The following is a 12,306-nucleotide window of genomic DNA, read 5'->3' as shown; positions in this document are numbered from 1 at the left end:
TGAATAGACAACTTCTGATCAGTGCCCGCAGCAGCCATTATGAACATGCTCAGAGTGGTCTTCATGATCATGATCGTGGGCATCTAGTGCCGCCATTAAACCGGCTTCTTGGCCTGCGATGATTAAGCGCTTCATCTCCTGCACGGCCTCTTTCAGACCAACAAACAGCGAACGGGCAATAATGGCATGGCCGATATTGAGCTCGTTAACCCCCGGCAGCGCCGCAATTGCTTCAACGTTATGGTAGTGCAAGCCATGACCGGCATTGACCACTAACCCCAGCGAGATGGCATGAGTCGCTGCTGTGGTCAAACGATGATACTCCGCATTCGCGGCGTCGCTACCTGGCCGCGCCTCTGCGTAAGCGCCCGTATGCAGCTCAATCGTCGGTGCCCCGGCGCGCTGAGCAGCTTCAATCTGCTCCACGTCGGGGTCGATAAACAGGGAAACATCGCAACCCGCCGCCGTTAGCCGTTGGCAAGCGTCGGCAATAGCTTCAAAACCACCGACAATGTCCAGACCGCCTTCGGTGGTCAGCTCTTCGCGTTTTTCCGGCACTAAACAGACATGGGCAGGGCGCACCTCTTCGGCGAGCGACAGCATCTCTTCAGTGACAGCCATTTCCAGGTTCATACGCGTATTAAGCACTTCGGCCAGAATGCGCACATCGCGGGGCTGGATATGCCGCCGGTCTTCACGCAAATGCACCGTAATGCCATCGGCTCCCCCCTCTTCCGCGACTAGTGCCGCCTGCACGGGGTCAGGGTAGCGAGTACCTCGGGCTTGGCGAAGTGTCGCAATGTGGTCGATATTGACGCCTAACAGTATCCGAGGGGGGTGCATAGTGCCTCCAGCGCAGCAATAAGATAAGAGTTTTTGAATAGGGATTATAGGAATTAGGGGCGTTGACGACGCCGCGCTAAATCGAGCATCAGCTCTCGCGAACGCAAAACGGTGGTGCCAAGATGGGGCGCCAGCGCCGCTCGCATTACCGCCTTCAACGCATTGGCAAGACCTTCATGCTGCCAATCACCTTGCTCAATGTAGCGTAGCGTTCTGCCGTCGAGCCCCCGCTCAGCAGGTACAAATGCCCGGCTGGCAGTGTCAAAACGGTAGCGCAGTTGGGGATCCAAACCGCTACCCTCTGGCGTCGTAAACTGCGGTGTGGCCTCAAGCGCCTCTAGCAGCGCCCACTCATAGCGGCGCAGCGATAACGCGCGTTCCGCAGGCGCTGGCAGAGCTTCGAGTAGCGCGGTATAGAAAGCAAATACGTCAGGCGCTGGCAGCTCTAACGGCAGCAGCCGGGTGGCGATCTCATTGGCGTAAAGCCCACATAACAGCCCTTCACCGGCCAACAGCGCGGTCTGGCCGCGGGATTCCATCAGGGTGAGCCGCTTTAAATCACGGCTGCCCTGCCAGGTCACGAAGAGCGGCGTAAACGGCTGCAGGCGTTGGCGTGATTTTGAGCCGGGCCTTTGCCCACCGTGGGCCACGGCACGCACTCTGCCGTGATCAAGCGTTAATAGATCCACCAGCGCACTCGTTTCACGATAAGGCCGACGGTGGAGCAAAAAAGCCGGCTCTGGTGACATCGCTACCTTCAATCGAGGTCGTAACCCAAGCTTTTCAAGGCGCGCTCGTCATCCGACCAACCGCGTTTTACTTTCACCCATAAATTGAGCATCACTTTGGTGCCCAGGGCGCGCTCCATATCCAGGCGCGCCTCGCGACCAATGCTCTTGAGGCGGTCGCCGTTTTCACCAATCAAGATGACTTTTTGCCCCTGACGTTCCACCAAAATCAAAGCGCTGATATGCGTCACCCGCTCTGTCTCGCGAAACTCTTCAATTTCGACGGTCATCTGGTAGGGCAACTCATCGCCCAACTGGCGCATGACCTTTTCACGCACCAGCTCGGCGGCCATAAAGCGCAGGCTTTTGTCGGTAATTTGGTCTTCAGGGAAGAAGTGAACGCTTTCAGGCAGGTGTTTGGCCACTTCCTCTTCCAGGGTATCGACCTGAGTACCGTGCTTGGCTGAAATCGGCACGATGGCCGCAAAATCGCGGCGGGCGCCGACATCCGCCAGCCACGGCAGCAAATCGCCCTTTTCACCAAGGCGGTCGACTTTATTAACCGCCAGAATCACCGGCGCTTTTACGTGCTCCAGGCGCTTCAACACCGCCTGGTCTTCTTCCGTCCAGCGGGTGCGGTCGATAATAAATACTACGCAGTCCACATCGCGCAGGGCCTGGGTAGCCGCCTGGTTCATAAAGCGGTTGATCGCTTTATTACGATCCTTGGACATGATGTGCATGCCCGGCGTATCAACATATATGAACTGAGTCTCATCGACCGTTTTAATACCCATGACCTGATGGCGCGTGGTTTGTGGACGCCGTGAGGTGATCGATATTTTCTGCCCCAGAATACGGTTCATGAGGGTTGATTTGCCCACGTTGGGTCGGCCAACAATGGCAACGAATCCGCAGGTTTGGCTCATGATTTATCTCCAGGGCTTTTTTCGAGGTACGACAGCGCTTCTTCTGCCGCTTGCTGTTCAGCATGGCGGCGGCTAGGGCCTTTACCAGTGGTATGCTCAGCCAACAGGTCAATGTAGCACTCCACGGTAAAGGTCTGGGCATGCGCTTCACCCTTCACGCAGACAACTTCATACCGCGGCAGCGCGGCTTGACGCGACTGCAGAAACTCTTGCAGCCGCGTTTTGGGATCTTTTTGGGTATCTTGTAAAGAGATATTACCCAGCCTTTCCGCGTACCAATTCAACACACGGTCACGCACCACATCCATGCCGGCGTCTAGGTAGATAGCACCAATGATGGCTTCGACCGCATCCGCCAGAATCGACTCACGGCGATGCCCGCCGCTTTTCATCTCGCCAGACCCTAGCCGTAAACATTCGCCAAACTCCATTTCCCTGGCTAGTTCTGCCAGCGTCTGCCCCTTTACCAACCGGGCGCGCAGACGTGAAAGCTGTCCTTCTCGAGCCTGGGGGAAGCGCTGAAACAGTGCCTCGGCGATCACAAAGTTGACGATGGAGTCACCCAGAAACTCCAGGCGCTCATTGTTACGACCACCGAAGCTGCGGTGGGTCAAGGCCAATTCCAATAGCGTATCGTCGCCAAAGGTATAGCCGATTCGTCGGCAAAAAGCGTTCAAGGAATTACTCACAGCTCTCCTACGTCATTGACGTTAACTAAAGTGACATAACTGACTAAATTCAGCACAGGCAGCGTCTTCATTCAATGCGCCGCACGCTGGTAAAGCTTGGTAACCCGCCGTCCCAATGCATCCATACCGCAAACGCTCGGCCAACGATATTCTCTTCCGGCACGAAGCCCCAATAGCGGCTGTCGTTAGAGTGGTCACGGTTGTCACCCATCATGAAATAGTGTCCTTCAGGCACTTCCACTTCACGCATTTGCGGGCCAGGGTCTCGTGGATTGTTATAAATAAAGTGCTCGGCATCGCCAAGGCGCTCTTCTAACAGTAGCTGCTGAGGCGAGCCGTCGGGGCCCTCTTCGATCAACTCTTTAGCGACCGGTTCACCGTTGACGTAGAGCTGCTTACCTTCATAACGGATACGATCCCCGGGCATGCCGACCACTCGCTTGATGAAATTCACCGAGGGTTCCTCAGGAAAGCGGAACACCATTACATCGCCACGCTCAGGATCATCGACTTCGATAAAGCGGGTATTCACCACCGGCAAGCGTAGGCCGTAGGCAAACTTGTTGACCAGAATAAAGTCGCCCACTTCAAGCGTAGGCCGCATTGACCCCGAAGGAATCTGAAAGGGTTCAATGATAAAACTACGCACCACCAACACCACCAGCAGCACTGGAAAAAACGAGCGCGCGTAGTCGACCGGCCAAGGCTCTTTAAGCAGTTTTTCGCTGGTTACCGGATCCAGTCCTTCCTGGGCATTAGCCTCTGCTGCGGCGAAGCGTTGGCGGCGCTTGGGCTTTAATAGCCACACATCCAACAAGTAAATAACGCCCGAGAGCGCAACGGCAAGTACCAGCAGTAATGAAAAATCCATGAGTGGCGTTCTTTCCTAGTCGTTAACCTTGAGCACAGCAAGGAAGGCATCCTGGGGAATTTCCACGCGCCCCACTTGTTTCATGCGTTTCTTACCCGCTTTCTGTTTCTCGAGCAGTTTTTTCTTACGGCTGACATCGCCGCCGTAACACTTGGCCGTCACGTTTTTGCGCAGCGCCTTAACGGTGGAGCGTGCCACCACTTGGCCACCAATAGCCGCCTGAATCGCTACATCAAACATTTGACGCGGGATTAGCTCTTTCATTTTTTCCACTAACAAACGACCGCGTTGGTGGGCATGATCACGGTGGATAATCACCGCTAGCGCGTCAACCTTGTCACCATTTATCAATACATCGAGACGTACAAGCTTCGCCTCTTCAAAACGTTCGAAGTTGTACTCTAGCGAAGCGTAACCCTTGGAGATCGATTTCAGGCGGTCAAAAAAGTCCATGACCACTTCGGACATGGGCAATTCGTAAGACAACTGGATTTGGTTACCCAGAAACTGCATATCTAACTGTGTACCACGGCGCTGCTCGCATTCGGTAATGACGTTACCCACATACTCCTGAGGCACCAGAATACTGGCGCGAACCACCGGCTCACGCATTTCATCCACGTCGGCCATGTCGGGTAGCTTTGAGGGGTTGGAGACATAGGTAATATCGCCATTTTTCATCGCCAGCTCATAGACAACCGTAGGGGCGGTAGTGAGCAGGTCGATATCATACTCACGCTCCAGACGCTCCTGAACGATCTCCATGTGCAGCGTGCCAAGAAAGCCCACCCGGAAACCAAAGCCAAGGGCATCAGAGTTTTCTGGTTCATAGGCAAGCGAGGCATCGTTAAGCGCCAGCTTCTCAAGCGCATCACGGAAGTCTTCATAATCATCCGCACTGACCGGGAACATACCGGCATAAACCTGCGGTTTTACTTTTTGGAAACCGGGCAGTCGCGCTACATCTGGCGTCTTGGTGTGGGTAATGGTATCGCCCACCGGCGCGCCGTGGATCTCTTTGATACCGGCGACAATAAAGCCGACTTCCCCGGCACGCAGAATCCCGGTCTGCTTGCGCTGGGGAGTGAAAATTCCTACTTCCGTGGCGCCCCAATCGCGGCCCGTTGATTTAATACGAATCTTATCGCCTTTGCGCAGCGTGCCATCAAACAGACGAACCAGCGAGACAACGCCAAGGTAGTTATCAAACCAGGAATCGATAATGAGCGCTTGCAGCGGCGCTTCCGGGTCGCCTTTGGGCGGCGGGATATCCCGCACCAAGCGCTCAAGCAAAGCATCAATACCAATGCCGCTTTTAGCCGAAACCTGGCAGGCATCAGTCGCATCAAGCCCAATAATTTCTTCGATTTCCTGGGCAACCTTGTCACAATCAGCCTGGGGCAAATCAATTTTGTTAAGTACCGGCAGCACTTCCAGACCTTGCTCGATAGCGGTATAGCAGTTGGCCACCGACTGCGCTTCAACACCTTGTGCCGCATCGACAACCAGCAATGCCCCTTCACAGGCGTAGAGCGAGCGCGACACTTCATAGGAGAAGTCGACATGCCCTGGCGTATCGATAAAGTTCAGTTGGTAAACCTGACCATCGGCAGCGGTGTAATCCAGGGTGACCGACTGCGCTTTGATGGTAATACCACGTTCACGCTCGATGTCCATAGAATCGAGCACTTGCTCTTTAAGCTCACGCTCGGTTAATCCTTCGCAGGTCTGGATCAGGCGATCAGAGAGCGTCGATTTACCATGGTCAATGTGGGCGATAATGGAGAAATTGCGAATGTGCTTGAGCTTTCCGTTGGGAACGTCTTGGGACATCGAGTCTGTTCTGCCTTAGTGGTACGCAAGCGGCCGCATAGGCAGGCCGCTTCGAGAGTTCAAAGCTCGAAAACAGCTGCCGTTTAAAAATAAGGGCCATTTCCGACAAAAAGATATCCGCTATTGTAGCGATATGCGCAGGCTAGGAACAGCGGTCCGGCGAGAACCGCCGGACCAGGAGTGAAAATAGGCGGGTTATTCCAGACGCAGCGCTACGAAAAGCGAACGCCCGTCGCGGAACAGACGTACAGGGATAGCGCGGTCAGTCGGCAGCGCCTCGACAATCTCTACCAACTCATTAGAGGAAGAAACGCTGCGATGGTCGATGCTTACCAACACATCGCCTGAACGAATACCGGCCTCTGCGGCCACGCTACCAGACTCAACCTGACGAACGATTACACCGCCGGGGATATTTAGCTGCTCGCGCATGGCGTCATCGATTTCAGCGACCATCACGCCAAGGCGCGCCTGGTTATTGCTGCTGGCCTGTGCCGACTGCTGCTCAGCGTCGGGCCAACTGCCTAACTCGACGGACTCAGTCAGTTCTTCACCGTCACGCATCAAGGTGAGCTCCACCTCGGTGCCTGGCGAACCTTTGCCGATCAGACGCGGCAGCGAGCTTGAGCGTTCAACCTCTTCGCCATTGACCTCAAGAATGACATCGCCAGCTTGAAGTCCTCCCTGGGCCGCCGGGCCTTCAGGATCCAGATCAGCAATCAAAGCCCCTATGGCATTTTCCATACCGAAAGACTCGGCCAGATCATCGGACACGGGCTGAATCATGACGCCTAACCAACCACGATCCACTCGGCCACCTTCACGCAGTTGCTCGGCCACATCCATGGCAACGTTGATGGGGATAGCAAATGAGACGCCCATAAAGCCGCCACTGCGGGTAAAGATTTGCGAGTTGATGCCTACTACTTCCCCGTCTAAGTTGAACAGCGGGCCACCGGAGTTACCGGGGTTAATCGCCACATCGGTTTGAATAAAGGGCACATACGCATCTCGCGGCAGGGTGCGGTTAATCGCACTAACGATACCGGCGGTGACTGAATGATCAAAACCAAAAGGAGAGCCAATGGCAGCAACCCACTCACCGACTTTTAGCTCGTCAGAGTCACCTAGATTGAGCGTAGGCAGATCATTTGCATCAATTTTGAGTAATGCCACGTCGGTTTGCGGATCGCTACCAACCACTTCTGCACTCAATTCACGACGATCATTGAGCCGCACAAGGATCTCATCTGCATCTTGCACTACGTGCGCGTTGGTCATCACATAACCATCTTCACTGATGACGAACCCCGAGCCCAGAGACTGCCGCTCTTCCGTTCGCCCCTGTCCATTACCGGGAGGTGCAGGAAAGCTATCCCCAAAGAAATGGCGGAAAATTTCGGGGATTTCCTGGCCACCGAATCCGCCAAAATCGGGCGCGCTGCTGCGCTGGATCGTTCTGCTGGTCGAAATATTCACCACCCCAGGGGCGGCGTCTTCAACCAGTTCGGTGAAATCAGGCAAACCCTGTGCGCTGGCGGCTTGGCCAAACGTTAGCAATGCCACCACACAGACCCAAAGTGTGGAAGGGAGAATCAAGCGCTTCATGCAAGAGCTCCTACTTAAGATGATAGTAAACGAAAGCATATCAACGACTCACAGCAGGATGCTGGAGAATTCATTAACGAACTAATTGACCAAGCGTGGGCGAAAGCGTTCCCCTCGCTCACGCATTAGATATTTAATACTTAGCGCAGCGGCCATCAAAGCAATAAAAAAGCTCAGGGGCGCCAGCCAAATCGTGTTACTGGCAAGTGACACCATACCGGAAAGCAATAGTGCCAGCAGTAGGGGCAATCCATACACTCCAAAAGCCAGCAACGTTACAGAGGCACGTGGCAGACTGATAGTGACTTGGCTTCCTAATGGATAGTTGCGCTCGGCGTTATCTGTTTCGGAGGGAAACACTATAGCAATGCGCTGACTGCGCTGCCGCACCAACAAGCCGACTCCGCACCCTCGCCCCTGGGCACACTGCTCACAGCCCTCTTGGGCGACAACTTCTACGATGACCCCCTGCTTGGTATGGTCGACAATCGTGCCCGTGCGAAGCAAGGGGGTATGAAACACAGGCTTACAGGGAGCAGAGTTCATTATTTATTCTCCCACCATGGGCAAATGACGAACGCTACTGGACAGTCTCATCGCCACTTTCACGAGCTGAATCTCCAACTAAGTCGAAAGTAATTGAGCGGACAATACGCTGCAACGTGGATGCTGGCAGCTCACCAATGGCCACAAGTTGCCAGCGGCCTTCAGCATTGGAGATGTGCTCAATGGCAACTGCCGACACGCCCAACTGCTTAACACCTTCTTGCAAGGCGGTCGTCTCTGCCGACGCAATTGGCTCTACAAAAATACTCACTGTGGCCAATCCATCGCTGTAGACACGCTGCGCTACATCATCGCCAGCGAAGGTAACGGGTTGCGCTACAAAGCCATCGGGTAGCCATGTGCTGCGCCAAGGAGTATTAAGGATAACGCGGGGCGTACTCTCTCGAACGCTGCCGGTATACTTTTGAGGCGATTGAAGCTGAGTAATTTGGAAGGTTTCAATGATCCTACCCTGCTGATCACTGAGTACATGCTTAAGCAGCAGGCCAGTATCCTGGTCTAGCCACCATTCATGAGAGAAGCGCCATTGATCGAGAGGATCGAAAATAAGTTTGACCGCATCGCGGCCGGCGACACGAGCATCATCCTCAAAGTCAATAGCGTAATATTTTTCAAGATGAGCCGCCCAACTGGCAGGCGAAGGTAATTCACCGTTGCTGTGTTCTTGGGTCCAGGCCAGCCTGCCCACCGGAGAGCGGCGCTCAATGCTGACAGAGGGACCATCCAAGTACTGTACCACCTGCTGACGAATGCCATCCTGGATACGGTGTGATAGTGCCAACGTACGCACATCAACGGCATCAATGGCCACCGCTCTAGCCTGAAACGCATAGCAGTGACTAGCCCATAAACCGCGTTCAAGCCACTGCGTTGCACTACTAGGCGTCTCGCCGGAATCTACTGCACACTCATAGCCGCCATGGTTGGCTGAAGAACTATTAGCGTTTTCTGCATGCGAATGAAATGGGAGAGTACCAACTACTATAGCCAGCAACCATGCGCGTCTAGCTCGTTGGGAAACCATCATGTTGCGCAATCCCATCCCGCGCACTCCCTACTCACCTAAAATGCATTATCAATCAAGTACGACATTCAGTTTAGCGCTGACCCAATGGTTCAGTCACTGCCGATGAACGCATTAACGGCATCCAACTATCACCGCTGCCGTAAGCAGCGCTTTGAGTATGCTGCTCTAAATAAGATTGCAGCAAGCCAATCTGCTCTACGTCAATATTAGTACCCTGGGAAGCCGTCACTCCCTGAGGCGTCTGAGCTGAAAACCCAGTTTCACTAATATTCATCAATCCGCCTTGGGCCGACTGACCGCTAAGCCGAAACGGCGTAGGTTCAAACATGGGCATATCAGCACGTGAGGCTACTGCCGACTGAGAGGCCAGGTTAACGGGCTGTACCTGAGTAGCGCCATTAGCGCCAGATGCAGTCGTTGCCATATCGTTACCGCCCTGGCCAACGGGTGAGTCGTTGCCGAAGAACTGAACGCCAGTGATCACCATCAGTGACACTGCAGCGGCAACGCCAGCGCCGCGGGCGAACGAAATCCCCCCCGTACGCTGAGCTACAGGCTCGGCATCTTGCGTCATTGGCGCTGGCTCGTCACGCAGTCGGGCCATAATGCCAGCGGAGAGATCAACGCTTACATCGACGCCCTGCTCCCGCTGCATCATGCTGCGGGCAAGGTGATAGCGGCGCCATGTATCTGCGGCATCGGTATCGTTAGGCAGTGCCTTCAACACTCGGCGAAGCTCAAGCTCATCACTCTCGCCATCCATTAACACCGAAAGTGATTCCCGTGTGTTTTGACTCATACTTCACACCCTCACACTGTTAAAAAGAAGTACTGGGGTGATGGCTCATAATTTGTGTGCACCACCACACCGACGACTTCCAAGGCCAAGACTCAGTTGCAAGCCAATTAAACTGGCGATACTCATTAGCCTGCAACACTAAGCTCATGACGCTTTGCACATTGATATATCAACGGATGACACATCATACGTGCTCATCAAGATAGTCAGGCTTTATGACGCCTTACATGCCAGACAGTTCACAAAAAAAATAAAACCTTCATTTCTTATCCTGGCATTGCTTGGCAATCATAGTGCCTTGCCTCTACTGACCGCTACTCATCGCGACTGTTCCGCGCCGTCGATACCAATGGGCGGATATGCTCATCAACCGCCTCGCGAGCGCGGAAAATTCGCGAACGCACGGTACCCACCGGGCACTGCATTACTTGAGCAATATCTTCATAAGCAAGGCCATCCAGCTCGCGCAGGGTAATCGCCGTGCGCAGATCATCAGGCAGGTTTTCGATCGCCTGATAAACCGCGGCTTCGAGCTGATCTCTGGCAATCGCCGCTTCCGGTGACTCTGAATCTGCCAACCGCCCGCTTTGGTCGATAATTTCAGCATCGACGATATCCAAATCACTCCCCGGCGGGCGCCTTCCCCGCGAAACCAGATAGTTTTTGGCTGTGTTAATCGCAATGCGGTACATCCAGGTATAGAACGCACTTTCTGAGCGAAACTTACCTAAGGCGCGGTACGCCTTAATAAATGCCTCCTGAGCCACATCCTGAACTTCAGAGTGATCATGAACGTAACGGCCAATTAGGCCGATAATTTTATGCTGGTACTTTTTCACCAGCAGATCGAAAGCGCGCGTATCACCTTTCTGGGCACGTTCAACAAGCTGTTGGTCTGTTTCCCGAGTGCCCATTCACACGCTCCTCCAGCTCGTACGGCGTGCGCCGAGCCCCATTCCTATTAGCCCTGACAAGTGGGCGTTCACAGCAAGCAGCATAGCGTCCCTTGGGCATTGATTAATAATAGAGTGAATAAAAGAGCGATTACTTCGCCCTCATATGTTGCTGCATTTTATAACGGTACTGAATTTTAACGACCTAAATTTTAACAACAGAGACCCAGTGTTGCGCGTTCCTTGCAGCGCATCAAGCGCTTACCCCCTTTCGCAAACCCTGCGGCTGACACTTTTAATCTCGCTAAAGTTCCACAGCAATTGATTTTTACCTGCTCGGCAAGCGATAGTAGTCGCCACTTTTTTTATCGCCTTTTTCACTTTTTCAACCATAACGCAAGCACAGGTAGCAAGATGTCCGAACAGCAGGTTAATAACCTTAACGTCCTAGCTCAAGACGTTCTCACCACCCCAGAAGCCCTCAAAAATGCCGTGCCGTTAACGGATGCGGCAGAGCGCACCGTAATTGAAGGTCGTCAAACCATTCAGAATATCCTTGATGGCAACGACCCACGCCTACTGGTAGTGGTCGGACCGTGCTCAATCCACGACGTGGAAGCCGCTCTTGACTACGCCCGCCGCCTTCGTGCGTTGGCGGATCAAGTTAGCGATAGCCTATATATCGTGATGCGCGTCTATTTTGAAAAACCGCGCACAACGGTCGGCTGGAAAGGTCTGATCAACGACCCGCACCTCAACGACTCCTTTGAGATCGATGAGGGCCTGCATATCGCCCGCAAACTGCTGGTCGATCTGGCCGAAATGGGCTTACCGCTAGCCACAGAAGCACTGGATCCCATCTCGCCCCAATACCTGCAGGACTGCATCAGCTGGTCGGCGATTGGCGCCCGCACCACCGAGTCCCAGACCCACCGGGAAATGGCTTCCGGCCTCTCCTGCCCGGTCGGCTTTAAAAACGGCACCGACGGCAGCCTGGACGTGGCAATTAACGCGCTTCAGTCTGTGGCCAGCCCGCACAATTTCCTGGGCATTAACCAGGCGGGCCAGGTAGCCATTATTCGCACCCGCGGCAATGCCTATGGACATGTCGTGTTACGCGGCGGCAACGGCAAGCCCAACTACGACAGCGTAAGCGTTGCCCTGGCAGAAAAAGAGCTCGAGAAAGCCAAGCTCTCGCCCAACATCATGATCGACTGCTCCCACGCCAACTCCAACAAAGACGCCGCGCTACAGCCGCTGGTGCTGGAGAACGTCACCAACCAGATTTTGGAAGGCAACACCTCCATTATCGGCCTGATGGTGGAATCCAACATTGGCTGGGGCAATCAAAAACTGCCGCAAGATCTTAGCCAACTGCAGTATGGCGTTTCCATTACCGATGCATGCATCGATTGGGACACCACAGTGGAAACGTTTAATCGCATGAACGATAAACTGGCCGCCACTCTGGCCAAGCGCATCGCCAAGTAGGTCAGATACCCCGCTACGGCGGGGTTTT

General features: G+C 54.1%; 12 protein-coding genes. 1 reads left to right on the top strand and 11 read right to left on the bottom strand.

Annotated elements, in window-relative coordinates; translation table 11 throughout:
* Positions 1–18 precede the first annotated feature (18 nt).
* The 11 genes from pdxJ to rpoE form a co-directional block, all read right to left on the bottom strand.
* Complete coding sequence (pdxJ, locus tag SR894_RS07885; protein WP_133730534.1) at positions 19–843, bottom strand: pyridoxine 5'-phosphate synthase; 825 nt, start codon at positions 841–843, stop codon at positions 19–21.
* A gap of 53 nt (positions 844–896) precedes the next feature.
* Positions 897–1,592: a DNA repair protein RecO gene (gene recO, locus SR894_RS07880; protein ID WP_133730533.1), complete on the bottom strand. Its 696-nt coding sequence runs from the start codon at positions 1,590–1,592 to the stop codon at positions 897–899.
* A gap of 8 nt (positions 1,593–1,600) precedes the next feature.
* Positions 1,601–2,500 (bottom strand): GTPase Era, encoded by a 900-nt coding sequence (gene era / locus SR894_RS07875; protein ID WP_009286442.1) that lies wholly within the window; start codon positions 2,498–2,500, stop codon positions 1,601–1,603.
* A complete protein-coding gene (gene rnc / locus SR894_RS07870; RefSeq protein WP_133730532.1) occupies positions 2,497–3,189 on the bottom strand; it encodes a ribonuclease III in 693 nt (230 codons plus the stop codon). The genes era and rnc overlap by 4 nt, the downstream gene beginning before the upstream one ends.
* A 67-nt stretch (positions 3,190–3,256) precedes the next feature.
* Positions 3,257–4,060: a signal peptidase I gene (lepB, locus tag SR894_RS07865; RefSeq protein ID WP_133730531.1), complete on the bottom strand. Its 804-nt coding sequence runs from the start codon at positions 4,058–4,060 to the stop codon at positions 3,257–3,259.
* Between the two features lie 15 nt (positions 4,061–4,075).
* A complete protein-coding gene (gene lepA / locus SR894_RS07860; protein ID WP_133730530.1) occupies positions 4,076–5,893 on the bottom strand; it encodes a translation elongation factor 4 in 1,818 nt (605 codons plus the stop codon).
* Between the two features lie 195 nt (positions 5,894–6,088).
* A complete protein-coding gene (locus SR894_RS07855) occupies positions 6,089–7,501 on the bottom strand; it encodes a DegQ family serine endoprotease (RefSeq protein ID WP_133730529.1) in 1,413 nt (470 codons plus the stop codon).
* A gap of 81 nt (positions 7,502–7,582) precedes the next feature.
* Positions 7,583–8,047, bottom strand: coding sequence for a SoxR reducing system RseC family protein (locus SR894_RS07850; protein ID WP_223288866.1), 465 nt, complete (start codon positions 8,045–8,047; stop codon positions 7,583–7,585).
* Positions 8,048–8,081: 34 nt separating this feature from the next.
* Positions 8,082–9,092: a MucB/RseB C-terminal domain-containing protein gene (locus SR894_RS07845; RefSeq protein ID WP_244286499.1), complete on the bottom strand. Its 1,011-nt coding sequence runs from the start codon at positions 9,090–9,092 to the stop codon at positions 8,082–8,084.
* A gap of 73 nt (positions 9,093–9,165) precedes the next feature.
* A complete protein-coding gene (locus SR894_RS07840) occupies positions 9,166–9,894 on the bottom strand; it encodes a sigma-E factor negative regulatory protein (protein ID WP_133730526.1) in 729 nt (242 codons plus the stop codon).
* Between the two features lie 314 nt (positions 9,895–10,208).
* Positions 10,209–10,808: an RNA polymerase sigma factor RpoE gene (gene rpoE, locus SR894_RS07835; RefSeq protein ID WP_035578604.1), complete on the bottom strand. Its 600-nt coding sequence runs from the start codon at positions 10,806–10,808 to the stop codon at positions 10,209–10,211.
* Between the two features lie 393 nt (positions 10,809–11,201).
* On the opposite strand from rpoE, the gene SR894_RS07830 reads away from it, so the two are divergent.
* Entirely contained in the window at positions 11,202–12,278 is a 1,077-nt protein-coding gene (locus SR894_RS07830) for a 3-deoxy-7-phosphoheptulonate synthase (protein WP_040481732.1), read from the top strand.
* The last annotated feature ends 28 nt before the right edge of the window (positions 12,279–12,306 follow it).

The sequence above is a fragment of the Vreelandella neptunia genome, from assembly GCF_034479615.1.
GTDB lineage: Bacteria > Pseudomonadota > Gammaproteobacteria > Pseudomonadales > Halomonadaceae > Vreelandella > Vreelandella neptunia.
Note: the sequence above shows the minus strand (reverse complement) of the source record. Positions and strands in the feature narration are given on the sequence as shown.